We start from the raw sequence: 25,759 nt of genomic DNA on the forward strand, positions 1-25,759 counted from the left end.
CGCTCGGTTAACTGATTTATGGACAGGTATATGAAGCAGCTTTTAGATTTTCTGCCCCTAGTAGTATTTTTTGTCTGTTACAAGCTTTATGACATTTACGTGGCCTCTGGTGCGTTGATTGCCGCCACCGCGGTAGCGCTAATCGTGACCTGGCTTAAATATCGTAAAGTGGAAAAAATGACGCTCATCACCTTCGTGATGGTGGCTATTTTCGGTACGCTGACGCTGGTATTCCATAACGATTTATTCATCAAATGGAAAGTGACCGTGATCTACGCACTGTTCTCCATTGCGTTGCTGGTAAGCCAAATCGTGCTGAAAAAACCGTTGATCCAACGCATGCTCGGTAAAGAGATTTCTCTGCCTGATATCGTATGGTCACGTCTGAATGCGGCATGGGCGGTGTTCTTTATGGCCTGCGGTGTCGCGAATCTGTATGTGGCGTTCTGGATGCCACAAAGCGTTTGGGTTGATTTCAAGGTCTTCGGACTGACCGCTCTCACGTTGGTCTTCACGTTATTAAGCGGCGTATACATCTACCGTCATATGACCGAAGAACAAAAACTCGGCAAATAAGGTTTTTCCTGAAGGCAATCTGCTTCAGGGAAGTGGTAACTGAAAAGAATAAGACTGACATTTATGAGCGAAAAACATCGTTTCCCTGAGGGAGAGCTTGTCCTTCGTACTTTGGCAATGCCAGCCGACACTAACGCCAATGGTGATATTTTCGGTGGCTGGATTATGTCGCAGATGGACATCGGCGGCGCAATTCTGGCAAAAGAAGTGGCAGAAGGACGAGTCGTTACCGTTGCGGTTAACGGTATCACCTTTTTGAAGCCGGTCGCCGTGGGCGATGTGGTGTGCTGCTACGCACGCTGTATCCGCACCGGTCGCAGTTCTATTACTGTGAATATCGAGGTGTGGGTGAAAAAGGTGTCCTCTGATCCTATTGGACAGCGTTACTGCGTCACTGAAGCCGTCTTTACCTACGTTGCAGTTGATGATGACAACAAGTCACGCACTTTGCCTGCGGGCAAAGAGAACTTCCGCGTTGGCTTCGACGATTAAGATCTTCGCGGCGATGTAAGCCTACAAAAAAAGCCAGTTCACAATGTGACTGGCTTTTTTATTGAGCTTGCAGCGGTTATTGAATTTCAGTATCACCGGTGATGCGGAAGATAATCGTTTTGGTCAATCCCTTCCCTTCACGACCCGTCGCAAAACGCCATTTCTTCAGCGCCTGTTTCACTTCGCGTTCAAACAAGTTGCGCGGCTCAGCGGAGATGATCTCCACGTTCGTCACTCGTCCATTGCTATCAACGTCATAACGAATCACAACCTTGCCTTCTTGTTTTAACGCAAAGGCACGCGCTGGATACATCGGTTTCACAATGCTTAAGGCCTGTGGGCCACTGGGTACTGCGGCAACCGCGGGGGCACTGGCGGTGTTGTTGCTCGCCTTCGTCGTTGATGTGCTGCTGTGCGTCGACGTGCTAGAGGCTGACGTTTCAGGCGACGTCACCGTGCGAGTTGGCGTCTCTTCACGCGGCTTTTCTTCAACCACTTTTTTCGGCTGAGGTTTAACGACCTCTTTCTTCACCGGTTTTGGTTTTGGCTTAATGACCGGCTTAGGCTCAGGCTTTGGTTCCGGTTTTGGTTCTGGCTTCGGTTCTTCTTTTGGCGGTGGCGGCGGAGCAGCCTCCGGTTTGGCATCTGGCTGAGGGATCGCGACAGGCGCCGGAGCGGCAAACATCGCAGGGTTAACCATTACCACATTGATCGGTTCCGGCTCCTCAGCGGGCATATGCAGCATTTCCTGCGCAGAGGCATACAGCAAACCAGCGATTAGCGTTGAATGCAACCCGATGGACAGCGTCGTTGGCCATGAAAGACGACGTGTCAGGAAAAACTTCTTCAGTGGTGATGTTTTCAGCGACAAAGTGTTAGCAACCTGGTTTGACGGATTGATTTAACCCAAATGTTCTTTACTCAATGAGCCTGCAAGTTTAAATGCAAATAGCAATCATGTGCAATGTGCAAAGGCGCCCAGAGCGAAAGAAAACGCGCGATTGACGGTTAAAACAGCAGCCCCGCAAACTCCTTAACAGCAAGATAACAGGCTTATTGCACCCTGAGTACAGATGCCGTAACGTGATGTTGTTTGTATCACACTCTTTATTCCAACAATCAGGATAGCCCTATGTTATATCTCATCTTCTCTCAGGATGTTCCCGACGCGCTGGATAAGCGAATGACCGCACGCCCTGATCATTTGGCTCGCTTGCAGGTCTTACGTGATGAGGGACGTCTGCTGACCGCCGGTCCACTTCCCGCCATCGACTCCAACGATCCCGGTGCGGCAGGTTTCTTAGGTTCAGCCATCATTGCCGAATTTGAATCGTTAGAGCATGCCAAAGAATGGGCCGATGCTGACCCTTACGTCGCGGCTGGCGTGTATCAGGCGGTTACCGTGGTACCGTATAAGAAAGTATTTTAAAACAGAACGTTATTGCCAAATTTTGGATATAAAAAAGGCCTGCTTGCGCAGGCCTTCCTTAATTCAGAGAAGTGCATTTAGCGGGGCTACATGGAGATTCCATTGATAATGCTAAATGCGCTTTTCTGTCACAATCAAGTGATGCTGCGCAGTCTACCCTTAAACATCGAACCCCGCAACATCCTGATAATTAGTACTTATGAGTTATACAAATAGCCGATTCAAAAATGATGATTAAACCGACAAAACGCTGAAAAAACGAGGCTTAATCGTTGATAAAAGCAGCGTCCACCACTAGGTTTTATCTGCTTTTGCATGGCCTATTGCAGCTATTGATAAAAATGCCCGCCAGATCCTAGACCTCAAACCCCAACTCTGGCAGGATAGTTCTCAAGGAAACACGGATAACTTATTGTTTATATAAGCCTGTTTTTTTAGGTTGGATGATCCGACGCGATGTTAGCGACATTCTCCACCGCGCTCAGAGTCAAAAAATCGATATCAATTTATTACGGATGTTTCACTTTCACCGAATAATGAGGAATTCACGATTATGGCGACAACGAAAAAAGCGACAAAATCCCACATTGGTCTTGATACCAAACAATCTGCCAAACTGGCAGAAGCCCTCAATAGCCTGCTCGGCAACTACCAAGTGTTGTACATGAACGTGCGCGGCTATCATTGGAATATCACCGGACCACAGTTTTTTGAACTGCACGTGAAATTTGAAGATACCTATAACGATCTGCTGCTGAAAGTCGATGAGCTTGCCGAGCGTATCCTGACGCTGGGTTATCAGCCTCGTCACGCGTTCAGCGAGTATCTAAAAACAGCGGATATTAAAGAAGACACTAACGTGACCGACGATAAAGGTACGTTAAAAGGTCTACTGGCGGGCTATTCGGTTCTGCTGACGCAGCAGCGTGAAATTTTAGAGTTGGCAAGCGAGGCCGGCGACGAAGGGACGTCTTCTTTGATGAGCGACTACATCAAAGAGCAGGAAAAACAGGTTTGGATGTTAAATGCCTATCTGGGCAAATAATCCCGTTTGAAGTTTTGCTCCAGCCCCGCGATGCGGGGCTGAATTTTTTCTACCACTCGTAAGCCACAGAATACAGCAATGAACGATGATGCTGAATTTTGTGTAAGCGGCGAACACTATAGATGTGTCGGTTTCTGCGGGATTGGCCTTCTAACCAGCAACTGCGTCGACGGTGTACCTGACGCAACATACGCCAGCGCCCTACTTCATTTCTACTACGTCGCATGACAAACGTCTCTCTGGGTGAGTGCGCGGGCATTATAAACCTATAGTGATATTTGTCACACAATCGATTTGCCTTCTTGGCTGTAAATCCTCAGCACATGCCCGATAATAATTTGTCTCAATGTTACAAGCCGTAAACTAATACGAATTTTAAATCGATGACTTTTATCCGCGAAAAGGTTTTACCTTTCAACAACAGTGCGTAAACTCAGTTGAGATAACGCTTTTTTGCGAAAGGATAACTCGCCTTTATGACAACGTTTTATACCGTAATTAGCTGGCTGACAATTTTTGGCTACTGGTTACTTATTGCCAGCGTGACACTTCGCATTTTGATGAAGCGCCGTGCGGTTCCTTCCGCCATGGCTTGGTTGCTCATCATCTATATTCTGCCACTGGTGGGGATCATCGCTTACCTATCATTCGGGGAACTTCACTTAGGGAAAAGGCGTGCCGAGCGCGCGAAAGCAATGTGGCCTTCGACGGCGCATTGGCTAGCCGATCTGAAAAGCTGTAAATCTATTTTTGCCACCGGTAACAGTGAAGTCGCCGCGCCGCTGTTTCAGCTATGTGAGCGTCGTCAAGGGATTGCGGGCGTTAGAGGTAACCAACTACAGTTGCTGACCACTAGCGATGATACGCTGAAAGCCTTAATTCGTGACATCGAGCTGGCGCGCAGCAACATTGAGATGGTGTTTTATATTTGGCAGCCTGGAGGATTAGCCGATCAGGTCGCCGAGTCGTTGATGGCGGCAGCGAGACGCGGCGTTCATTGCCGATTGCTGCTCGATTCTGCTGGCAGCGTCACCTTCTTCCGCAGCCCTTATCCTGCCATGATGCGAAACGCAGGTGTGGAAGTTGTCGAAGCGCTGAAGGTTAATCTGATGCGTGTCTTCTTACGCCGCATGGATTTACGCCAGCACCGAAAAGTGGTTTTAATCGATAACTTTATCGCCTATACCGGCAGCATGAACTTGGTTGATCCGCGTTTCTTTAAACAAGATGCCGGTGTTGGGCAATGGATTGACGTGATGGCGCGCATGGAAGGCCCCGTGGCCACCACCATGGGCATCATTTTCTCTTGTGATTGGGAAATTGAAACCGGTAAGCGTATTTTGCCGCCGGAGCCAGAATATCATTCACTGCCGTTCGAAGAAGAATCTGGACATACCATTCAGGTTATTGCTTCTGGCCCAGGCTTTCCTGATGAACTGATCCATCAAGCGCTGTTGACCTCGGTCTATTCTGCGCGTGAGCAGCTCATCATGACCACACCTTATTTTGTGCCGAGCGATGACTTACTGCATGCCATTTGCACCGCAGCACAGCGTGGCGTTGACGTTTCTATCATCGTGCCGAAGAAAAACGACTCCATGTTGGTGGGCTGGGCCAGCCGCTCATTCTTCACTGAATTGCTGGAAGCGGGCGTTAAAATCTACCAGTTTGAAGGCGGGCTGTTGCACACCAAGAGTGTGTTAGTCGACGGCCAGCTGAGTCTGGTTGGCACAGTCAATCTCGATATGCGTAGTCTGTGGCTGAATTTTGAAATCACCTTAGTGATTGACGACGATGGCTTTGGCGCTGACTTAGCCTGCGTGCAAGACGACTATATTGCCCGTTCTACCCTGCTTGACCACGCTGAATGGCTAAAACGTCCGCTGTGGCAGCGCGTTGTTGAACGACTGTTTTACTTTTTCAGCCCATTGCTGTAAATAGCTTGGCTAATTGATGACGAGACAGTACAGGACACTCTTATGATGGATTTAGATAATCGACTCACCGAAGACGAAGCCTTAGATCAGGCTTACGATATTTTTCTTGAACTGGCCGTCGACAACCTCGACCCTGCTGACGTTATTCTATTTAACCTGCAGTTTGAAGAGCGCGGTGCGGCAGAATTATTTGATCCCGCCGAAGACTGGAAAGATCACGTTGATTTCGACTTGAACCCTGACTTCTTCGTCGAAGTGGTGATTGGTTTAACCGATGGCGAATCCGAAGACATCACTGATGTGTTCGCACGCGTCCTGATTTGCCGCGAGAAAGATCACAAGCTTTGCCATATTTTGTGGAAAGAGTAAGTTTCCCCCACTTAATGCCAATCAAAACGCACAGCTTAAGCTGTGCGTTTTTGTTTTAATCATGAGTCTGTTTGCTCAGCCGTGTACTGCAAAACTTACAATACACCGCATCATCGTCATGACCTGATTTATGGCAGTGTTCACAATGGCGGACGGTACGTCGACGCTGCAATACTTCGGTCATATGCGCCGTTAACACCCCCGTTGGGATGGCAATAATAGAGTAGCCAATTAAGATCAACACCGAGGCTAAAATACGCCCCGCCGGTGTATGGGGCGTAATGTCACCATAGCCTACCGTCGTCATGGTCACTACCGCCCAATAAACGGATACAGGAAGACTGGTAAAACCGTGTTCAGGGCCTTCAATCACATACATCACCCCGCCAAATAAACACAGCAAGATCATAACGAAGGTAAAGAACACTAATAGCTTTTTGCGTACGCCAACGATGCTGTCCCACAACAACGCCGCAGATCCCATATACCTCAGCATCTTAAAGATGCGTAACACCCTTAAAACACGCAGCAGACGCAGCAACGTGACATATTCAACGGCCATGTTAGGGAAGAGAAGTAAACAATAGAGCGGAAGCGTGGTTAGCAGATCGACAATGCCTAAAAAACTCGACGCGTACTTTTTGGGCTTCGGCGTGGTCAGCAGACGTAGCAGATATTCAACGGTAAATACCACAGTGAAAAACACTTCTAGCTTTAGGCCAAGATCTTCACGCGCCACCAGCACACGCAACGGTTTTGGATCGCCAGACTCCATAAATACCAGCACGACGCTGGCCACAGCCATCGTGATCCAAAAGAATTCCATTTTGCGACCAAAGGCCGTGTGAGTGTCGAACAAACTTCGATATAAATTCTGGCGCCAAGTGCCTTTTTTCATGCCTGTCATGCTGACCCCAAAAGAGTTATTTGAGCGTAATCCCGCACTTTAGCATCACAATATCAAACAATGGCTTTATATAAGTGTCACTAACGGTAAAACATAACGTCACTTCGCTACACTCACTTGCCGCTACCAGAACTGATAGCGGCAAGAGGAATATCTACCAATCTACGATATTTTTCTCATCACCGAATTTATCTGTTCACAGCATTTTCCTGATTACATAGTGCAAAATGCCGTCATTGCGGTAATAAGCCAGTTCGTTTCCGGTATCAATTCGGCAACGGGTTGGCACCACTTCGCGTCGCCCATCGGCATAGGTGATTGTGACGTTAATCGTTTGTCCGGTCGTGAGATGCTGTAATCCACTAATATCCAGCCTTTCATCTCCGGTCAGATCAAGCGTCTTACGCGTTACCCCTTGCGGGAATTCTAACGGGAGAATGCCCATACCTATCAGGTTTGAACGGTGAATGCGTTCAAATGACTCGGCAATAACCACGCGCACGCCCAGCAAGCGCGGGCCTTTAGCCGCCCAGTCACGGCTCGAACCCGAGCCATACTCTTTACCGGCGATCACGGCGAGCGGCACGTTCTCCTCTTGATACTTCATCGCCGCATCATAGATTGCCATCTGTTGCTGAGTAGGAATATGACGCGTCACACCGCCCTCTACGTCGGGCACCATTTCGTTACGGATACGAATATTGGCGAACGTCCCGCGCATCATCACTTCATGATTACCGCGACGTGAACCGTAAGAGTTAAAATCGTTGCGCTCCACGCCGTGCCCCAGCAGATAGCGCCCTGCCGGACTTTCTGCTTTGATATTGCCAGCGGGTGAGATATGGTCGGTGGTCACAGAGTCGCCTAACATCGCGAGCAACCGAGCACCGTGGATATCCTCCACCGGTTCAGGCTCTGCCTGCATAGTGCTGAAAAATGGCGGATGGCGAATGTAAGTGGAATCCTCCTGCCAATCATAAGTGGCTGAGCCTTTCACCTGGATCCCCTGCCATACCGCATCGCCGTCAAACACCTGCGAGTACTCCTTACGGAACATATCGGTTTTCACCATCTCAACCGCAGTGGCGATCTCTTGGCCGCTTGGCCAGATATCCTTCAGGTAAACCGGTTTGCCCTGAGCATTGTGCCCTAGCGGATCGGCAGAGAGATTCACGTTCATATTTCCCGCCAGCGCATAGGCCACCACCAGCGGAGGTGATGCCAGCCAGTTGGTTTTCACCAGCGGATGAATACGCCCTTCAAAGTTACGGTTTCCCGACAGCACCGCGCCAACGGTCAGATCGCCTGCTTTAATGGCTGTTTCTATCGGCTCCGGTAGTGGGCCGGAGTTACCAATACAGGTGGTACAGCCATAACCAACCAGATTGAAACCGAGCTGTTCAAGATACGGCGTCAGTCCCGCCGCATCCAGATAATCGGTCACCACTTTCGAGCCCGGTGCCAGCGACGTTTTCACCCATGGCTGCCGCGCTAATCCCTTCTCAACCGCTTTTTTTGCCAGCAAACCGGCTGCCATCAGCACGCTTGGATTAGAGGTGTTGGTACATGAGGTGATCGCTGCAATCACCACAGCGCCATGCGTTAAGCGATGTTTCTCTCCCCCTAGCGTGAATTCTTCGAATTCCACGCGATTTTTTTGGCTGCTAATTTCTAGCTCTGTCGCCGCCTGAAAAGCCTGTGGAACCTTAGGTAACGGCACACGATCTTGTGGGCGCTTTGGCCCAGCCAAGCTTGACTCAACCGTGCTCATGTCCAGCGATAATGTACTGGTAAATACCGGCTCATCGCCGGCATGGCGCCATAGACCTTGTGCTTTGCAATAGGCTTCAACTAGCGCAATCTGTTCTTCGCTACGCCCACTCAGGCGCATATAGCCTAGAGTCACCTCATCAACGGGGAAAAATCCGCAGGTGGCACCAAATTCAGGTGACATATTACCGATCGTGGCGCGGTCAGCCAGCGGCAAATCGGCTAATCCATCACCGTAAAACTCAACAAATTTTCCCACCACGCCATGTTTACGCAGCATTTGCGTAACGGTCAGCACTAAATCCGTGGCAGTTATACCTTCACGCAGTTTTCCGGTAAGCTTAAATCCGACCACGTCAGGGATCAGCATCGATACAGGCTGCCCTAACATGGCCGCCTCGGCTTCGATTCCGCCCACGCCCCAGCCTAAAACTCCAAGGCCGTTAATCATCGTAGTATGAGAATCAGTCCCGACAAGCGTATCGGGATAGGCAAACCGCTGGCCGTTTTTCTGCTCATGCCAAACCGCCTGCCCCAAATACTCAAGGTTGACCTGATGACAAATGCCGGTTCCCGGTGGCACCACACGAAAACGGTCAAAGGCTTTCTGCCCCCAGCGTAGGAAAATATAGCGCTCGTGGTTGCGCTCCATTTCTAGCTCAACGTTTTCACCAAAGGCTTGTTCATTGCCAAAATGGTCCACGGTAACCGAGTGGTCAATGACCAGATCAACGGGCGATAGCGGATTCACTTGCTCCACGTTGCCACCCAGACGCGTCACGGCTTCACGCATGGCGGCAAGGTCAACCACTGCGGGCACACCGGTGAAGTCCTGCATCAGAACACGTGCAGGTCGATAGGCAATCTCTCTATCGGCATGGCCGGTTTTCACCCAGTCGACAATCGCCTGTAAATCGTCCTCCACCACGCTTTCGCCATCAAGGTGGCGTAGCAGGTTTTCCAACAGAACTTTCATGGATTTAGGCAGTTGGCGGATATCGCCCAGCTGTTTTTCAAGCTCTGGCAAACTGTAATAGTGGTACTCGGTATTCAGGGCACTCAGTGTTTTCTGACATTGCTGGGCAAGATGTGGCTGGCTCAGACGATTTTGACGATCGGATGACATAGCTTCTCCTTCCTTATCATGCTTTAAGCGGTGTTTCTCGGCGCTGAGCACCTCGGATACAGTCTCGTTCTAAAACGAATGCTCATCAGCCGGAAACAATCTCCTGATAACGCTGTGGCTATCTTTAAAGATAACACAAAGAGATGGTAACGTTTTAGCAACATCACCCCATGACTGCGATAGGCGATAAAAATGAGGAAGTACGATTTGGATCACGGAAAGAAATTTTGTGCTGATATCTCTCTAAGTGCTCAATAATAAGAAACAAAAAAGCCTCCACAAGGGAGGCTCTATATTTCGCATTGTCACTATTTATAAATTATTGCTCACCGGCAACCATTGCTGCGTGACGCTGTTCCATTTTTTCGATACGTTTTTCGAAATTCTGGTTAAATTCTTTTTTCTGTTCTGGGGTCAGAACATTATACATTTTGTTTTCCATCTTCATGCGTTCCAGCATCATATCGTTGCGTTCTTTGCTGTTAGCTTCGATTTGTGCACGCGCTGCACTTTCATCAAATTTATCGCTGGCAACCAGCTTATGCATATCTTTGAAGTGCTCGCCCATCATTGGCTTTTTGTGCTCTGAGCGGAACTCTTTAGCGATGGTTTTCATTTGCTCACGCTGCTGGTCTGTTAGCTTCAAACCTTCAAACATACCGCCGTGGCGCGGGCCTTGCTTGCCCATCTGATGATGCATCATCATTGGTGCGCCGCCGTCAGCCTTCGTTGCAACTGGAGCCGCTGGGGTTGTTGGTGTTGCGGTGGTTTCAGCCGCGTTTGCCATTGAAGCGCCCAGAGCCAGAGATGATGCCAACATTAAAGCAGTTAATTTACGCATAATTATGATTCCTCAAATAGTGTGTTCGTTGTTGCGTTGATGGAATTAAGTCTATAGGTCTAAATATATAGTAGTTACACGCTGAGTAAATAAACGAAAGGAGAAAAATCAAAAAACAGGCAATTATGGAGAGAGTGTGAAGATTGAGGATTTATTTTAAGCACAACGCTAAGATAAACCTTAAAATAACAAATCTGCGAGTTTTATTCCAGCGCCGTTTAATATTAAAAGCCCCTGCGCTGCTATTTAAAGTTACGTTGATTGTCGCTCAAAAGTGTCGAATGCATCCTACCTGTAAATATTTCGCAGCAGACATGGATAACCATCCTGCCCTCCACACCACGCTTTGTGATCCAGTAGCCAAATTCACAACATCGAACCCATAAAAACAAAACAGTGTTTCATTTTTAATTGAATTGCGTATCAGAAGGATCTAACATGCCTGCATCGACACGAGCAGAGCCCCTGACTGTTCATGCTAATCAAACACTCAAACGAATATCGACGAGGTGAAAGATGGAAGTCCGTCAAAGCATTCATAGCGATCATGCCAAGCAACTCGACACTGAGGGTCTGCGCCGCGAGTTTTTAGTTGAAACCATTTTTGATGCCGATCAGTACACCATGGTGTATAGCCATATTGACCGCATCATCGTTGGCGGTGTTATGCCGGTGCAAAAAAACGTCACTATCGGTACTGAAGTGGGCAAACAACTCGGCGTGAGCTATTTTTTAGAACGCCGTGAGCTCGGCGTTATCAACATCGGCGGGCCAGGAACCATCACCGTTGACGGTGAATGCTATGAAATTGGCCATCGTGAAGCACTGTACGTCGGTAAAGGCGCACGCGATATTCTCTTCACCAGCGTAAACGCCAGCCAGCCCGCAAAGTTCTATTACAACTGCGCACCGGCTCACACCACTTACCCAACCAAAAAAATTACGCCAGCTGAGGCTTCACCACAAACGCTCGGCGATGCGAAAACCAGTAACCGCCGCACTATTAATAAATATATGGTTCCTGACGTGCTGCAAACCTGCCAGCTTTCCATGGGGCTGACCGAGTTGGAAGAAGGGAATTTGTGGAACACCATGCCGTGCCATACCCACGAGCGCCGCATGGAGGTCTATTTCTATTTCAACATGGATGATGATTCCTGCGTTTTCCACATGATGGGCCAGCCGCAAGAAACTCGCCATATTGTGATGCACAACGAACAAGCCGTCATTTCACCAAGCTGGTCCATTCATTCCGGCGTCGGCACCAAGGCATATACCTTTATTTGGGGCATGGTTGGCGAAAATCAGGTCTTCGACGATATGGACCACGTTGCCGTTAAAGATATTCGTTAAGCCTTAGCTCACTCATTTCTGCGGCTGCAACGTAATAGCTAGCCGCTTTTAAAGGATATACACATGATTCTTGATGCATTTTCATTGCAGGGTAAAGTTGCGCTAGTCACTGGCTGTGATACCGGTCTTGGTCAGGGAATGGCCGTCGGTTTAGCACAGGCTGGCTGCGATATTATTGGTATTAACATCGTTGAGCCGGCTGAAACTATTGCACAGGTGACTGCGCTAGGCCGTCGTTTTTTGAGCCTTACCGCTGATTTGCGCGATACATCGGTTATTCCCGATCTGGTCGCCCGCGCGGCCGGTGAGTTTGGACACATCGATATTCTGGTGAATAACGCAGGCATTATCCGCCGTCAGGATGCACTGGAATTCAGTGAGAAAGATTGGGACGACGTGATGAATTTGAACATTAAGACCGTGTTCTTTATGTCTCAGGCCGTTGCTCGTCAGTTTATCGCTCAGGGCAAAGGCGGCAAGATCATCAACATCGCCTCGATGCTCTCTTTCCAAGGCGGAATTCGCGTGCCGTCTTACACTGCCTCTAAAAGCGCGGTAATGGGAGTGACCCGTTTGCTGGCCAACGAATGGGCTAAGCATCAGATTAACGTCAACGCTATTGCCCCCGGCTATATGGCGACTAACAATACGCAGCAGTTGCGTGCTGACGAAGCGCGTAGCGAAGAGATTTTGGACCGAATCCCCGCGGGCCGTTGGGGATTGCCTGAAGATTTAATGGGCCCAGCGGTGTTCTTAGCGTCACCGGCGTCCGACTACATCAATGGCTACACGATTGCCGTCGATGGCGGTTGGTTAGCGCGTTAATTTCCGTACTTTCGCCACGCTGGCGCCCTGCCAGCGTGGTCATTAAGTTTCATCCTACATTGACACCCCACGCTTCACGCCGTAACGTCCGCACCTGTCCAGAGAATTAAATAACCAGCGTGGTATCGTTGTGAATACTGATAAATCCTCTTTGAACGTGTTAGCCGCAGGCAGTTTGCGTAAAGCGCTGACGCCTATTTTATCTCAGTTTAGCCAGCGGCATCATGTGAACATCAATGCACAATTTGGCCCTGCCGGATTGCTACGTGAACAAATTGAAAGCGGCGCTGAGTGGGATCTGTTTGCTTCCGCCAACCAAGAACATCCGCAAACGCTACTCGATCTTGGTTTGGCACACAGCGTAATGCCCTTTCTACGTAACAAGCTGTGTTTAACCACCCACCGAGCCAGAATAACGCCAACGACAAACTGGCTAGATTTACTGACCGACCCGAGCATTATCGTCGGCACCTCGACGCCTGGCTGCGATCCTTCTGGCGACTATACGTGGCAGCTTTTCGATCGTGTCGAACACCACCGCTCGGGCGCTGGCGAATATTTGAAATTGAATGCAAAACAGCTGGTGGGCGGGAAAGGCAGTTTGCAGGTTCCTGCAACGGAAATCGCTTCTGCATGGTTGATTCGCCAAGGGCTGGCTGATGTTTTTGTCGGTTATGCACACTATGCGCAATGGCTACAGAACGATGCCGATATTGCAGCGGTCACCATTCCCGACGCCGACAATATATTCGCCACCTATGCGTTGGCGCTGCACAGTGACGTTGCTCAGCCACTGGCAGAATATCTCTTGTCCAACGGCGTTCAGCAGCAGTTTGTCAGCGCAGGATTTTCGCGGCGCTAGTCTGCATAAAGATCGAATATCGGGGTAAGCACCGGCTGGGCTTCTGCATCGGACGCCACCGCCGCCCGCTCCACTCTGACGCCATAGGCCTTGAGCAAATTATCCTCGGTGAGCATTTCTTTGCTGTCACCATATGCCCACCGTTGATTATCGAGCAACAAAAGGCATTTTTGCGCCACCAGTTGCGCATGTGCCGGATCATGGGTGGTGAACAGTACGCTAATCTGCCGTTGCTTCGCCAATTGGTAGATCAAGCGCAACACCGCCTGCTGGTTATATAAATCCAAGGCAGAAGTCGGTTCATCGAGGATCAACATCTCACAACCGGTGGCTAACGCACGGGCAATCATCACCAGCTGGCGCTGCCCACCGGATAAGGTTTGGAAACTGTGTTCGGCCAAATGCCCAATTCCTAGCGTATCTAACGCATCTCGAGCAATCCGTTCATCTTTGGCCGTTGGCTGTTGTAGCAGGCCAACATTGCTCACTCTGCCCATTAAGACGATCTCAATAACTCGATATGCAAAGGCCGAGGAAAATGACTGAGCAACAAATCCGATCGGCGCACTGCGTGATATTTCTCCCGCCAAAGGCGGTATAACGCCGGACAGCGTATTCAATAACGAGGTTTTCCCGCGTCCGTTAGCGCCAAGAATAGCCAACACTTCACCACGCCGACAACAAAAACTCAGCGCATGAAATAACGCTTTCTTATGACCAAATTCAAGTTCATTTACGCTTAGCGCGATCTCATTCACTGTGCGATCTCCATCGGGAGCGAATTAACAGCATGGCAAACAGCGGTGCCCCAATTAATGCGGTAATAATCCCCAAAGGAATTTCCGCCGCGCTCAATGTGCGTGCCACATCATCAACCAGAACCATAAACCCACCGCCGAGCCAGAATGCCGCCGGAAGTAAACGCCGATGGTCAGCGCCAACCAATAAACGTGCAAGGTGTGGGATCACCAAACCTATCCAGCCAATGCCCCCACTCACCGCAACCTGAGCAGCAACCAGCAGAGCACAAAGCAATAGCACCAACCGCCGTAAACCCGCAACGGAAACGCCTAGCGTACGTGCATCCGCATCGCCCAGAGACAAAATGTTTATCCGCCAGCGCAGGCGAAACAGTAAAAAACTCGCCAACGCGAGCGGAATAACCATCATCAAAAGCTTGTGCCAATTGGCGGTGGCAAAACTCCCCAAGAGCCAGAACACAATGCTCGGCAGCTTTTCTTCGGTATCTGCCATATATTGCAACAGGCTCACCAGTGCAGAAAAAAAACCGCTGAGAATAATGCCGGAGAGGATCAGCATCAGGCGATTTTCATTACCTAACGTTGACGCTATCGCATACACCAACACCAGCGCTAGCAAACCAAAGGCAAAGGTCGAGCTCATCAACCACAGTGGTGAAAGACCCAGCAAAATTGCCAGCGTGCCACCGAAAGCCGCGCCGGAGCTCACGCCGATGATATGCGGATCAACCAACGGATTATGAAACACACCTTGCAAACAGGCACCGCACAACGCTAATGCCCCACCCGCACAGCACGCCATTAAGATACGCGGCATGCGCACCGTCCAGATGATTTGTCCGGCCAGATCTTGTGTCTGCATGGGGGACATTAGCGCATGCCAAACATTCATCGGTGAGATTGAATATTGCCCCACTCCCAATGAAAAGAAGGCGACAATCAATGTCGCCATCGGCAGTAGCATATTAAAACGTGGTTTATTCAACAGAGGCATGTGGCGTAGGGACCCACGAAGTACGGTAAAAACGTTGGTAATAATCGTTCGCGGCTTTATTGATATCAATATCGGTAAAACGAGCCGGATAGAGTTTCTTAGCCATCCAAAGTTCCCCGATGGCTAAGGCTTCAGGCATTGGGTATCCCCATGCTTTGGCATACTCAGGCATGAGATAAACACGCTGATTTTTCACCGCATCGATACCCTGCCATGCCGGATCGTTGCGAATTTTATTAATCTCATCAGGATAGCGATCCTGCACAAAAATCACCTGCGGGTTCCAAGCCAAAATCTGTTCGATCGAAACTTGCTTATAGCCCTTAATGCTGGCTGCCGCGACGTTCATCGCGCCTGCATGTTGCATCATTAAGCCGGTGTATTTTCCTGAACCGTAGGTGGTTAAATCAGGGTTCGCCATATAGACACGCACTCGCTGGCTTTCAGGTATATCCTTTAGGCCTTGAGCCACTTTTTCACGCTGAGTGAAGGTGTAATCAATCAGTGCCTCACCCTGCGGCTCACGATTAACCACTTTTGCGATAAGACGAATGCCGTCCTGAAGCCCCAAGTTATAAGCCTGTTCTTCATTCCCCATCCTAGGATTCAGTTTATCCTGTTCGCCCTGTGAATCACGACGTAAAGAAATCGCCACCACCGGTATTCCTGCTTTCTCAATCTGATTGATCATTTCCAGCGGTGCGTAGTTAGCCACGAAAACAACCTGAGGATGTTCTGACAGCAGGCTTTCAATATTGACCTGAGTCAGATCGCCTGGCATTGGCAACGTGGATAAGCGAGAGGAAAAACGCGCAAATTCAGGGCCAAGCTGCTTTTTCCAGCTCGATAAAATCCCAACTACATCGTCAGTGGCATCAAGCTGAACCAATAAGTTAAGCGTTTGGTGTTGCAGAACCACCACACGATTAACGTGATCGGGAATCGTTACCTGACGACCTAATTGATCGGTAATGGTGCGGTCAGCTAAGGATGAAAAAGAGACAAGCAGCAATGATACGCCAGTGATCATTGCACGGTTAAATTTTGGAAATGAGAGATTCATAATAGAAGGCTAAGGTTATGTTATATAGCAAACTATATAACGAACCTGCTTCTGCAAACAAGTTATCCCTTGGCGCATCAACAGTGTTGAGTCCTCAACTTGCGCCTCTGCGTATGACCAATAATTATAAAAATAATATAGATTTCATACTGATATAAAACATGAACAATAAATTCATTTTGTTCAGTTTTAGTTCATGTTTAAACATCCTACGATGGTTTTATCAGCGATAGGAGGTCAAATATGAAACAGATTTATAAATACTTAGATGAACTGAAAGACAGCTATCAGCAAGAACATCCGTCCAATAAATTACCGAGTGGGTTCTACCTCACACCGGAACAACGGTTGGAAATATTGAAAGAAATCTTGGCGCCCTACAGCGAAGAAGAAGAACAGTTATCAAAAGAAGCAAGATAAGGAAGGAAAGTGCAGGATCGAACAAATCTAAAAATCACAGCCAAACCACAGCGATGGAACGGTGCGGTTTGGCATATAAACGCACGCTCGACTACAGGCGCTTACGTATCGCATTCTCTGCGCTAAACATCCACAGTTCAGGCTGCCGATTAGGCGAAAACCGCACTTCATAACGATCTTTCAGCGGCGTTAAACGCCAGCTCATCAGCTTCTGATCACGCTTCGGTTTCAGGAATCGACGCCAGCCTAATGAACGGGTGGCCTGACGGTCGAGCATCCATGCGGCCGTTGGCGATAGCGGCAAACGTATAAAAGTATCTTCAACGCTGATATCACAAATACACATACGACTCTTCCATAACGTAATAATTGTTCACTGATGTTTTAACACCATCACTTGGACGAATTATCCCGTTAGGCCGTGTATAAGCCAAAGAGATAACACCTGAACTATGATGCGGATCACAAATAACAGCATGCTGATTTAACATTTCTGCAACCATCATGTGCGTAACATCTTACTGCGTTGGCTTAACGCCCTATCGTGTAAATTGCAGACAAAAAAAAACCACCCATTGGGTGGCTTTTTTTCAATCATGGTGCCGACTACCGGAATCGAACTGGTGACCTACTGATTACAAGTCAGTTGCTCTACCTACTGAGCTAAGTCGGCGAATTTGGCGGAAGGATAGAGATTCGAACTCTAGGAGCTATTACACTCGACGGTTTTCAAGACCGCTGCCTTAAACCACTCAGCCATCCTTCCAATGGGGGCAGATATTAGCGACCTTCCCGCTGGCTGTCCAGCGCTAAAATCTTTTTTTTGTTCAAGTGAACAATAATCAGCCCAAGCGAATTATTTTCAACCAGATATTGCTATTTATTAATCAGTTAGGCGTCTGCTTTCAATGTTTTTCATGCAATAATGCTTTGTATACAGCGTGAAATTTTCTTCGGAAAGTGACTTTTTTTAGGTTTTTTATGGCAAACCACACAAAAATATTAGTTAGCAGCTGCTTAATGGGCTTTCCGGTTCGCTATAACGGTAGCGCTAAACCGTTTATGCCTCCAGCGCTGTTACGCTGGCAGCAAGAAGGACGGCTTATACTTTGCTGCCCAGAGGTGAGTGCCGATTTCCCAACGCCACGCTTAAGCGCAGAAATACGTATCTCGTCGTTGGGGGAGCGTAGAGTGGTTGAATCTGATAGCCATGACGTAACTGCGGGCTATATGGCCGGTGCTCATATTGCCCTACGGCTTGCCCTTAAACATCAATGTCGCTTTGCATTGCTAACCGATGGCAGCCCCTCATGTGGCAGCTCACAAATTTATGACGGCACCTTTAGCGGAAAACGGATTGCGGGTATGGGTATCACGACATCACTGCTACGTGAAAATGGCATAGCTGTTTTTGGTGAATCTGAATTTTCAGCGCTGGAAGAGGCAATTCATTCCTTTGAGATGAAAACGGCCTTGTGAGGGGCCGTTTAGTCGCTAAAAATAGATATTACAGTTTTTTGCTCAAACGATAATCGAGAGAATAGCGCCCGGCACCTGTCACTATCAACAATAAAAGCCCACCGATAATACTGATATTTTTATAGAAATTGATCTCGTTAAGTACCATATCCATCCCGCTCAGTTTCCAGAAGGGGTGGCCAATAATTGAGGTACCTAAAACATAGAGTGCAAAGATAGCCGCAATCGGGCGAGTCCAAAGTCCCAAAATAATCGCCAAACCGAAGAAGAATTCAATAACGACGGCAATAATGGCTGAAATATACGGTAGCGGTGCGCCATAGCCCTGCATTGCAGACACAGCTAGCTCAAAATGAGCTAATTTCCACCAGCCAAAAATAATAAACAGCAGCATCAGCAGTATTCGGGAAAGTAAAATAAGAGAATCTTTCATACCGTCGCTCATTTTTAACTCCTTTTGTATAAAAAGAGGACAACCTGCCTATCTTTATATTAGAACACAATGGGGATTTATCGAGCGGCGAATGAAATAGGCCATACCGTAGGGTCGTATAGATATGGCCAAAGAGCGGGATAATCGTCGTTGTTAACTCACCGCATGAAATGTGGTCACGATCTCTAAAATACCATTAATGATAAATTGAACGCCCATACAGACTAATAAAAATCCCATCAGACGGGAAATAGCGTCAATGCCGCCCTTTCCAACCAGTTTCATAATGGCGCCCGAGCTACGCAAACACCCCCATAAGATAACGCTGACGGATAAAAATACTAATACCGGTGCGACCATTAATACCCACTCAGGGAAATCAGCGCCGTGCTTAATGGTAGACGCCGAACTAATGATCATCGCGATGGTCCCTGGCCCCGCAGTGCTTGGCATCGCTAATGGAACAAAAGCGATGTTAGCCGTTGGGTGCTTCTCCAACTCTTTGGTTTTGTTTTCAACCTCAGGGCGGTCTTCCATTTTCTGCTGAGGAAACAACATCCTAAAACCAATAAATGCCACGATTAATCCACCAGCAATACGCAGCCCAGGAATAGAGATCCCGAAGGTGTTCATGACCAGTTGGCCAGCATAGAAGGCCACAACCATAATCGCAAACACATAGACAGAAGCCATCAGCGATTGGCGATTTCGCTCCTCGCGATTCATATTTCCAGCTAGGCCAAGAAATAACGCGACTGTTGTCAGCGGGTTAGCCAACGGCAACAAGACCACCAACCCTAGTCCAATTGCTTTAAATAATTCAATCATGAGTCATTCTATCCTTGAGGTATTTTTCTAACACATAGTGATTGCAGCATCCCGAGTATATGAAATCGACACTACCCTTGCTATGCCGATCATCAACCCCTATTTTTATTCGTTGATTTATCCAGCTCATTACGTATCTGTGCATGACTGATTAACGCGAAGATAAAGGTGCCACCGATTATATTGCCAGCCAACGTCGGTAACGCAAATGGGTATAAAAACGCCTGCCAATGCAGGTGTCCGGAAAATATGAGATAAAGAATTTCTACTGACCCAACAACAATATGCGTTAAATCCCCTATCGCAACGAGATACGTCATGATAATAATCACCCAAATTTTTGCTGCTCCAGCTGATGGGAACATCCATACCATCGAGGCAATAATCCAACCAGAAATAACGGCGTTAGCAAACATCTCCGTTGGAGAATTATTCATCACCTGCTGACTAATGGTGACAAATGCTTCACGTGTTTCTACATCGAATACTGGCAGATGCCAAAAAATAAACGCAACTAATCCTGTGCCAAGCAAATTACCGCATAGAACCAATCCCCATAGCCGCATCAACAAAATAAGATTCGTTTTGTTAGGTTTATTCATCACGGGGAGCACTGCCGTTAGCGTATTCTCGGTAAACAACTGCTGGCGTGCCATGATGACGATAATAAACCCAAAGGTATAACCAAAATTCTCTAACAAAAAGGCGCCGGGAACACCATCAAGTTTGACATGAAAAATTCCCTTCGCCATCAACGATGCTCCCATAGAGAGCCCCGCGGCGACCGCCGACCACAGAAGCGCCCAAATATCACGCTCCAGTTCTTTAGTCCCTTCTTGGCGAATAATTTCGTGAACCGCAGCAGCACGAGACGGCAGCCGCTCTTCATCGGTATTAATCGGCTTCCCCTGCTTCTCTTCTTCGTTATCAACCTTTAAATCATCTGTCGGTTTCTCATCGACAATCTCGTCTCGCTTTGGCTCATCATTCATTCTGCACTCCTCCTAGTTCTTAGATTAAGCGTAGACGCTCATTTGAGATGCAGTACTTCAGATTTTCGATATAACAATAAGCCAGGCTTTTGAATGAAAAACCGACTGGAGCATTCGCTCAATGGAATTTATAATGTGACCAATATCACATTTTAGTATTAAGTAAGGGTTTGGTTACATGGGTACTGTTATGACTGGGCTGATCGTAGCTCGCTGGGAAATTATGAGCACTTTTATGATGTTTATTGCCAGCTCACTAAATGTCAAATTCCGCCGAAAAGGCCATCGCATTGTCGCCTTTGCATTCAGCGGGATTGGTTTTGCAACCGCATGCTGGCTGGTTTTGACACTCTCTGGCACCACAATTAACACGGCCGGCATGAGCCATTTTTGGGCCGTTGCAAAAGATGTGTTCGTCGATGTCATGAGTCAACCGACTGCCTATAGCATGATGTAACACACACGGCATGCTTTAGAGAATTTCCAAAAAAGCATGATGCCGCAGGCATTCATATATCGTCATGCATCACTGCCTGATACGCTGACGCCAACTAGAAGCGAGGCCTTGAGCATTTTCATTGCCGTATTCCAACGGCTTGAGCTGTGACGTGCAACAGCATATTTTGCAACGGACTGTGCAATTTTAACTCTTTTCGTATTCATGGTTTGGCTCCTCTGATAACTGAGCGTTGTCCCCACACACTCATCGCTATTAGGAAAAAGCCTATACCTTTCTGCTTCAAGCTGTGTTTTTGAATTGTAAGTTTTCTTCGAAAACTATATCCAAAAAACATAATTTAAAGACTTAGCGCTATAAAACGCAAAAGGGCCGCAATGCGGCCCTTAGTTTAGTCAGAGATTTTAATCTAACTTTGGATGCTGATCGATAAGGCGTTGTTTTTGACGCTCCAACTCCCCAATCTGATCGTTAATATCTTCAACTTTCTGCTCAATGTTGTCATACGTTTCTTGTAACAACTCTTTGGCTTCAGCACGGTCAGATGCCGCTGGCGTCGCACCACGCAAAGGTTTATTGGCGGTTTCTTTCATAAAGATCCCGGTAGCCAAACCTATCAATGCAACGACCATGAGATAATACGCTGGCATATACAGGTTATTTGTCGTCTCAACTAACCACGCGGCAATCGTTGGCGTTAAACCTGCCACCAACACCGAGATATTGAAGGAGATCGCCAAAGCACTGTAACGGATATGGGTTGGGAACATGGCCGGTAGCGTCGATGCCATAACACCGGTGAAGGCATTCAGTAATACGGCAAGGATAAGTAGGCCTAAGAAGATCAACCCAATAACATCGCTGTTAATCAGTTTAAAGCATGGGATCGCCAGCAACAGTAAACCCACGCTGCCGAAAATAATAAAAGGCTTACGGCCAAAACGGTCACTCATCAACCCCATCACTGGCTGCACAAACAGCATACCAATCATGATAGCAATGATGATAAGTACTCCATGGTCTTCGGAGTAATGCAGGTTATGGGATAAATAACTCGGCATGTACGTCAGCAGCATGTAATAGGTTACGTTGGTTGAAATAACCACACCTACGCACGTTAATAAGCTTTTCCAATGCTGGGAAACGATTTGTCTAAATGAAGTCTTAGGGGGATTTTGAATCGCATTGCGATCGTCTTTTTCCATTTTATCAACATGCTGCTGGAATGCAGGAGTTTCTTCCAACGCATGACGCAGATAGAGGCCAATTAAACCCAACGGTGCCGCAATAAAGAACGGAATACGCCAGCCCCAATCAAGGAAGTCCTGCTCCCCTACAATGCTAGATATAAGTACGACGACACCGGCACCAAGCACAAAACCCGCTATCGAACCGAAATCCAACCAGCTTCCCATGAATCCACGTTTTCTATCTGGGGAATATTCAGCAACAAAAATTGCCGCACCAGAATATTCACCACCTACAGAAAAGCCCTGAGCCAATTTAGCTAATAGCAGCAAAATCGGTGCCCAAATGCCGATTGAAGCATAGGAAGGGATTAAACCAATACAGAATGTACTGACAGCCATGATAATAATCGTGACTGACAGAACCTTTTGACGACCAAATTTATCGCCCAATGCGCCAAAGAAAACACCACCAAGAGGTCGGATTAAAAATGGAACGGAGAATGTTGCTAGCGCGGCAATCATCTGAATGCCAGGGTCTGCGCCGGGGAAAAATACCTGACCAAGTGCATATGCCACAAATCCATATACACCAAAATCAAACCACTCCATTGCATTACCCAGTGCAGCAGCGGTAATGGCTTTTTTTAATTTTTCATCATCAATAATTGTAATGTCGTTAATGTGTAGCGGCTTTGCCTGCTTTCTTCTTAATCTCATTATCGTTTCCTTGCTAAATTTTGTGCCACACAGCGAAAGCCATCTCGCTGAAGCGCACTATGGTCACTTATGCCCTGAAGGCGTGGCCTAAATCGCCGTCAATATGCGTTATTGGAGAGCCATTTCTCCGCTAAGCTACGCATTTTCCGGCCCTTTTATCCTTATTTAATCCTTCAAATAACGTAGCTGCTAGGTAACAATAATTCAACAAAATGGCCCAAATGTCAAAATTTGTGATCTTAGTCACTCGAAACGTAAAGATGATTTGCCTAGAAAAATATATAACAAAGATTATATTAACCATTTGAAATTAATTAATGGTTCGAATATTTACACTACGAGGAGAACGGAATAACGCAGGGTTTGAATGGAACTATTGAGTAGGCATCATCCGTGATACCCAAGCCAATATTGGTTTATGGTGACTCGATTACAATGGCAACGCGTCTATTTTCCGAGCGGCCCTGTTTAGTACTATTACTCGCAATCGGGTTACTTTCCCCCATACCACGAGTCGTCAAATTCATGCGTGGGATCCCGCCCTGAGAAAGTGCGTCTGCGACGGTATTGGCCCTTTTCAAAGAGAGCTGCTGGTTATAACTTTCGTCGCCATAGTTATCAGTGTAACCACTCAGACGCGCATGCATGATATTAATTTGCGCGAGTGTTTTACCCATTTTTTTGACTGTTTCAACGCTTTCAGGGGTTAAATTAGATTTGTTATTGCCGAAAAGAACCTTCTCTGACAGCCCAAACATCCAACCTTCATCGGTTTGTTGAAAGCCTTGTTCTTTTAGTACCGCAATTTGTTCTGCGGTGAGCCCACCTTTATGCTGACAGCCTGCCAAAAATAACATGGCTAAAAACATGCCAATAAATTTCCAGTGAATATGCTTTCTCACGTGCCCTACTCCCTATTTCTATTTTTTAAGATTCTCGCTATGAGATACTCCAACCACCACCGCTATGCTTGCTGTGATACATCGCGGCATCTGCCTTTTCTAATAATTCAACCGGTGTGCTCTGTGCATGTGAAAGCGTGAAGCCAATACTCAGTGAAATAAACACCGGCTCACCGTTGGGTAAATATATTGTTTCCCGCATTGCTTTGACAATTTTATCAATGACTTGCATAACATCGTCTTTATGCGCGATATGGCGCAATAAGATTGAAAACTCATCTCCGCCCATGCGAGCAACTAAATCACTCTTGCGAATTTGCGTTCTCAGCCTCTCAGCAATAGTTGTCAATACATGGTCGCCAGCTGCGTGTCCCCACGTATCGTTCACCGCTTTAAAACCATCCCCATCGAGGAACATCACGCATATTTGTTCCTGCGCCGTATTCATACTTTCCAGCATGCTCATAAAATTTGAACGGTTAGGTAGTGAGGTTAGCGGATCGTGTAATGCTTTATATGAAAGCTGATCGTTTTCATTCACTAAATCGGCCTGTTGCAGTTCCATTTCGCGCAGCAGACTGTTGAAGCCTCGGCTTAGCTCATTAATCTCAGCGATTTGTGACGGTCTCACACGCAAAGTAAATGCTCTATTTTCTCGGGCCGAACGGGCAACATGGGCGATGTTTTGTAACTCGTCAACAATTCCGGTGTGCATCCGGCGTACCAACCCAAATGATAGCAACGCGGTAAGCACCAAGCAGCTTAGTAGTCCGAGCATTAAGTTTCCTAGAAACTTAACCATCGTCGCGCCACCTGCGGTCAACGTTACATACCCTACCACTTCGTTTTCACTCATTATGGGCTGCACAACCATTTTTGGCAGTAGCCATTTGCGAATAGGGTCATCGATGGTCATATGCAAACGGGTCGGTGAAGTCCAACTGGCCAATAGATCTTTCTTTTGATCATAGATGCGAGCTTCGTAAATCTGTTCTTTTCGCGCAATCAGCGTGAGGGCTTCCTGAGCCGCGGGTTTATCACCAAATACCACTGCCGCTGCGCTGGTGTAGCTTATCGTTGACGCAACCAACTGCAAATTGTGCTCCGCATAGGTTTTCAGCGTAAACACGGATAATACAGACAACGGTATACCCGCCATAAGCAGCGTAATCGCAATGATCATCAAATGAATACGCTGAAACATACTGCGCAACGTTGGCCGCGCTTTTGGCATATTGGCGTTTGAGGCAAAAATATGATTCATCTAATTACCCTTTTTCTTCGCCAAAAGCAGCACGTTAGGATTCACCTGAACATTGCTGCGCGCCAAAATATCTAAGTTCAGATCAAATGCGATCCCTGAATTATCAATGCGTAAACAAAATGCGCTGCCCTTAATACACTCTGGGTTATCTTCTGCAATGGTTAAAATACTTTTTCCCTGCATATTTTGTATGAGTAATTCTTGATCGCTCGGCTTTATATTCCCGAAGTAAACCACGTCGCATTGTTCAAGCAATTTCGTTGGCGAAAAATCAACGATTTGCGTAGAGACATGACGACTAGGTAACACGATATTCTCCTCGACTAATAAACGTGCATAGCGTGCTGGAGGAACAATACAAAGCTTAATAGGATCAGGAGAATTGGCCCAACGGGTATAGCGGATCATCCCAATAACAACTTTTGCAACTTCTTGTTCTTTAACAGCAATTAACTGTGGAGAGTCTACAGGCGTTTCGGCTGCAAAAACAGGAAAGCACTGTGCTGATAGAGCGAAAATTAAGGCTACAGCGGCTGTGCTCTGTATCCCTCTTAAATATCGGCGAAATTTCGTACGGACAGAGGGGGGCATCATGAAAAAAGAAGCCTAACGGCAACGGCCTCAGTTTTAATTAGGTTACACATTATTATTCCTCCGTTAACATCCGCCAGCATAATGAAAACATTAAGTACAAAAAAAGTATACACGTAAACTATAGGATTTTTCT

General features: G+C 47.4%; 29 protein-coding genes and 2 tRNA genes. 12 read left to right on the forward strand and 19 right to left on the reverse strand.

Annotation, left to right across the window (positions count from 1 at the left end; all coding sequences use genetic code 11):
- Window positions 1–30: 30 nt before the first annotated feature.
- Both U0008_RS11755 and yciA read left to right on the forward strand, forming a co-directional pair.
- Window positions 31–576 carry a septation protein A gene (locus U0008_RS11755; RefSeq protein WP_040044824.1) on the forward strand — a complete coding sequence of 182 codons (546 nt, stop codon included), beginning with the start codon at window positions 31–33 and terminating at the stop codon, window positions 574–576.
- A 63-nt stretch (window positions 577–639) separates the two neighbouring features.
- Entirely contained in the window at window positions 640–1,068 is a 429-nt protein-coding gene (gene yciA, locus U0008_RS11760; protein WP_025796902.1) for an acyl-CoA thioester hydrolase YciA, read from the forward strand.
- 76 nt (window positions 1,069–1,144) lie between these two features.
- On the opposite strand, the gene U0008_RS11765 is transcribed toward yciA, so the two are convergent.
- Window positions 1,145–1,804, reverse strand: coding sequence for a TonB family protein (locus tag U0008_RS11765; RefSeq protein WP_043493836.1), 660 nt, complete (start codon window positions 1,802–1,804; stop codon window positions 1,145–1,147).
- A gap of 396 nt (window positions 1,805–2,200) precedes the next feature.
- Here U0008_RS11765 and U0008_RS11770 point away from each other — a divergent pair, with 396 nt between their 5' ends.
- Window positions 2,201–2,497: a YciI family protein gene (locus U0008_RS11770; RefSeq protein ID WP_025796906.1), complete on the forward strand. Its 297-nt coding sequence runs from the start codon at window positions 2,201–2,203 to the stop codon at window positions 2,495–2,497.
- 553 nt (window positions 2,498–3,050) lie between these two features.
- Entirely contained in the window at window positions 3,051–3,542 is a 492-nt protein-coding gene (locus U0008_RS11775; protein WP_025796909.1) for a Dps family protein, read from the forward strand.
- Between the two features lie 49 nt (window positions 3,543–3,591).
- Here the strand turns inward: U0008_RS11775 and U0008_RS11780 are convergent, their stop codons facing one another.
- Window positions 3,592–3,768: a YciY family protein gene (locus tag U0008_RS11780; protein WP_071603101.1), complete on the reverse strand. Its 177-nt coding sequence runs from the start codon at window positions 3,766–3,768 to the stop codon at window positions 3,592–3,594.
- A gap of 250 nt (window positions 3,769–4,018) precedes the next feature.
- Here U0008_RS11780 and cls point away from each other — a divergent pair, with 250 nt between their 5' ends.
- Window positions 4,019–5,479, forward strand: coding sequence for a cardiolipin synthase (cls, locus tag U0008_RS11785; protein WP_025796911.1), 1,461 nt, complete (start codon window positions 4,019–4,021; stop codon window positions 5,477–5,479).
- Between the two features lie 45 nt (window positions 5,480–5,524).
- Complete coding sequence (locus U0008_RS11790) at window positions 5,525–5,848, forward strand: HI1450 family dsDNA-mimic protein (protein WP_035502449.1); 324 nt, start codon at window positions 5,525–5,527, stop codon at window positions 5,846–5,848.
- A gap of 55 nt (window positions 5,849–5,903) precedes the next feature.
- Here the strand turns inward: U0008_RS11790 and U0008_RS11795 are convergent, their stop codons facing one another.
- The 3 genes from U0008_RS11795 to spy all read right to left on the reverse strand — a co-directional run bounded on the left by U0008_RS11795 (window position 5,904) and on the right by spy (window position 10,492).
- A complete protein-coding gene (locus U0008_RS11795) occupies window positions 5,904–6,755 on the reverse strand; it encodes an ion transporter (protein WP_051874143.1) in 852 nt (283 codons plus the stop codon).
- Between the two features lie 196 nt (window positions 6,756–6,951).
- Window positions 6,952–9,651, reverse strand: a complete 2,700-nt coding sequence (gene acnA / locus U0008_RS11800) for an aconitate hydratase AcnA (protein ID WP_080723946.1) — start codon at window positions 9,649–9,651, stop codon at window positions 6,952–6,954.
- A 319-nt stretch (window positions 9,652–9,970) separates the two neighbouring features.
- Window positions 9,971–10,492, reverse strand: coding sequence for an ATP-independent periplasmic protein-refolding chaperone Spy (spy, locus tag U0008_RS11805; RefSeq protein WP_043493465.1), 522 nt, complete (start codon window positions 10,490–10,492; stop codon window positions 9,971–9,973).
- A gap of 516 nt (window positions 10,493–11,008) precedes the next feature.
- Here spy and kduI point away from each other — a divergent pair.
- The 3 genes from kduI to modA all read left to right on the forward strand — a co-directional run bounded on the left by kduI (window position 11,009) and on the right by modA (window position 13,532).
- A complete protein-coding gene (kduI, locus tag U0008_RS11810; protein ID WP_043493467.1) occupies window positions 11,009–11,845 on the forward strand; it encodes a 5-dehydro-4-deoxy-D-glucuronate isomerase in 837 nt (278 codons plus the stop codon).
- Window positions 11,846–11,908: 63 nt separating this feature from the next.
- Window positions 11,909–12,670: a 2-dehydro-3-deoxy-D-gluconate 5-dehydrogenase KduD gene (kduD, locus tag U0008_RS11815; protein ID WP_043493469.1), complete on the forward strand. Its 762-nt coding sequence runs from the start codon at window positions 11,909–11,911 to the stop codon at window positions 12,668–12,670.
- A 130-nt stretch (window positions 12,671–12,800) separates the two neighbouring features.
- A complete protein-coding gene (gene modA, locus U0008_RS11820; RefSeq protein ID WP_043493471.1) occupies window positions 12,801–13,532 on the forward strand; it encodes a molybdate ABC transporter substrate-binding protein in 732 nt (243 codons plus the stop codon).
- Here the strand turns inward: modA and U0008_RS11825 are convergent.
- Genes U0008_RS11825 through U0008_RS11835 form a run of 3 tightly spaced genes read right to left on the reverse strand, consistent with a single transcriptional unit; the run spans window position 13,529 to window position 16,317 of the window.
- Complete coding sequence (locus tag U0008_RS11825) at window positions 13,529–14,290, reverse strand: ABC transporter ATP-binding protein (RefSeq protein WP_043493473.1); 762 nt, start codon at window positions 14,288–14,290, stop codon at window positions 13,529–13,531. The two genes, modA and U0008_RS11825, sit on opposite strands and share 4 nt — an antisense overlap.
- A complete protein-coding gene (locus tag U0008_RS11830; protein ID WP_043493476.1) occupies window positions 14,283–15,287 on the reverse strand; it encodes a FecCD family ABC transporter permease in 1,005 nt (334 codons plus the stop codon). The genes U0008_RS11825 and U0008_RS11830 overlap by 8 nt, the downstream gene beginning before the upstream one ends.
- Window positions 15,271–16,317 (reverse strand): ABC transporter substrate-binding protein, encoded by a 1,047-nt coding sequence (locus U0008_RS11835; RefSeq protein ID WP_226929890.1) that lies wholly within the window; start codon window positions 16,315–16,317, stop codon window positions 15,271–15,273. The genes U0008_RS11830 and U0008_RS11835 overlap by 17 nt, the downstream gene beginning before the upstream one ends.
- 276 nt (window positions 16,318–16,593) lie before the next feature.
- Here U0008_RS11835 and U0008_RS11840 point away from each other — a divergent pair, with 276 nt between their 5' ends.
- Window positions 16,594–16,770 (forward strand): hypothetical protein, encoded by a 177-nt coding sequence (locus tag U0008_RS11840; RefSeq protein WP_166493260.1) that lies wholly within the window; start codon window positions 16,594–16,596, stop codon window positions 16,768–16,770.
- A gap of 91 nt (window positions 16,771–16,861) precedes the next feature.
- On the opposite strand, the gene U0008_RS11845 is transcribed toward U0008_RS11840, so the two are convergent.
- From U0008_RS11845 to U0008_RS11855, 3 genes are all read right to left on the reverse strand, one after another.
- Window positions 16,862–17,116 carry a hypothetical protein gene (locus U0008_RS11845; RefSeq protein WP_025796933.1) on the reverse strand — a complete coding sequence of 85 codons (255 nt, stop codon included), beginning with the start codon at window positions 17,114–17,116 and terminating at the stop codon, window positions 16,862–16,864.
- Window positions 17,117–17,367: 251 nt separating this feature from the next.
- Window positions 17,368–17,443 (reverse strand) — tRNA-Thr (locus U0008_RS11850).
- A gap of 5 nt (window positions 17,444–17,448) precedes the next feature.
- Window positions 17,449–17,536, reverse strand: a tRNA-Ser gene (locus U0008_RS11855).
- Window positions 17,537–17,751: 215 nt separating this feature from the next.
- Here U0008_RS11855 and U0008_RS11860 point away from each other — a divergent pair.
- Entirely contained in the window at window positions 17,752–18,249 is a 498-nt protein-coding gene (locus U0008_RS11860; RefSeq protein WP_043493482.1) for a 2-thiouracil desulfurase family protein, read from the forward strand.
- A 28-nt stretch (window positions 18,250–18,277) separates the two neighbouring features.
- On the opposite strand, the gene U0008_RS11865 is transcribed toward U0008_RS11860, so the two are convergent.
- The 3 genes from U0008_RS11865 to U0008_RS11875 form a co-directional block, all read right to left on the reverse strand.
- Complete coding sequence (locus U0008_RS11865) at window positions 18,278–18,694, reverse strand: DoxX family protein (RefSeq protein ID WP_025796938.1); 417 nt, start codon at window positions 18,692–18,694, stop codon at window positions 18,278–18,280.
- 141 nt (window positions 18,695–18,835) lie between these two features.
- The gene (locus tag U0008_RS11870) at window positions 18,836–19,510 is read right to left on the reverse strand and encodes a MarC family NAAT transporter (RefSeq protein WP_043493484.1); all 675 of its coding nucleotides are present in this window, start codon (window positions 19,508–19,510) and stop codon (window positions 18,836–18,838) included.
- Between the two features lie 92 nt (window positions 19,511–19,602).
- Window positions 19,603–20,502, reverse strand: a complete 900-nt coding sequence (locus tag U0008_RS11875; protein WP_025796942.1) for a formate/nitrite transporter family protein — start codon at window positions 20,500–20,502, stop codon at window positions 19,603–19,605.
- 178 nt (window positions 20,503–20,680) lie between these two features.
- Here U0008_RS11875 and U0008_RS11880 point away from each other — a divergent pair, with 178 nt between their 5' ends.
- The gene (locus U0008_RS11880) at window positions 20,681–20,959 is read left to right on the forward strand and encodes a YjcB family protein (RefSeq protein ID WP_043493485.1); all 279 of its coding nucleotides are present in this window, start codon (window positions 20,681–20,683) and stop codon (window positions 20,957–20,959) included.
- 62 nt (window positions 20,960–21,021) lie between these two features.
- Here the strand turns inward: U0008_RS11880 and U0008_RS11885 are convergent, their stop codons facing one another.
- The 5 genes from U0008_RS11885 to U0008_RS11905 all read right to left on the reverse strand — a co-directional run bounded on the left by U0008_RS11885 (window position 21,022) and on the right by U0008_RS11905 (window position 25,626).
- Complete coding sequence (locus U0008_RS11885; protein ID WP_166493261.1) at window positions 21,022–21,165, reverse strand: hypothetical protein; 144 nt, start codon at window positions 21,163–21,165, stop codon at window positions 21,022–21,024.
- Between the two features lie 198 nt (window positions 21,166–21,363).
- The gene (gene proP / locus U0008_RS11890) at window positions 21,364–22,866 is read right to left on the reverse strand and encodes a glycine betaine/L-proline transporter ProP (protein WP_043493488.1); all 1,503 of its coding nucleotides are present in this window, start codon (window positions 22,864–22,866) and stop codon (window positions 21,364–21,366) included.
- A 416-nt stretch (window positions 22,867–23,282) separates the two neighbouring features.
- Entirely contained in the window at window positions 23,283–23,735 is a 453-nt protein-coding gene (locus U0008_RS11895) for an outer membrane lipoprotein YfiB (RefSeq protein ID WP_046359891.1), read from the reverse strand.
- 70 nt (window positions 23,736–23,805) lie between these two features.
- The gene (locus U0008_RS11900) at window positions 23,806–25,032 is read right to left on the reverse strand and encodes a diguanylate cyclase DgcN/YfiN (RefSeq protein ID WP_226929871.1); all 1,227 of its coding nucleotides are present in this window, start codon (window positions 25,030–25,032) and stop codon (window positions 23,806–23,808) included.
- Window positions 25,033–25,626, reverse strand: a complete 594-nt coding sequence (locus U0008_RS11905; RefSeq protein WP_226929872.1) for a regulatory sequestration protein YfiR — start codon at window positions 25,624–25,626, stop codon at window positions 25,033–25,035.
- Between the last annotated feature and the right edge of the window lie 133 nt (window positions 25,627–25,759).

The organism is Hafnia alvei, assembly GCF_034424155.1.
GTDB lineage: Bacteria > Pseudomonadota > Gammaproteobacteria > Enterobacterales > Enterobacteriaceae > Hafnia > Hafnia alvei.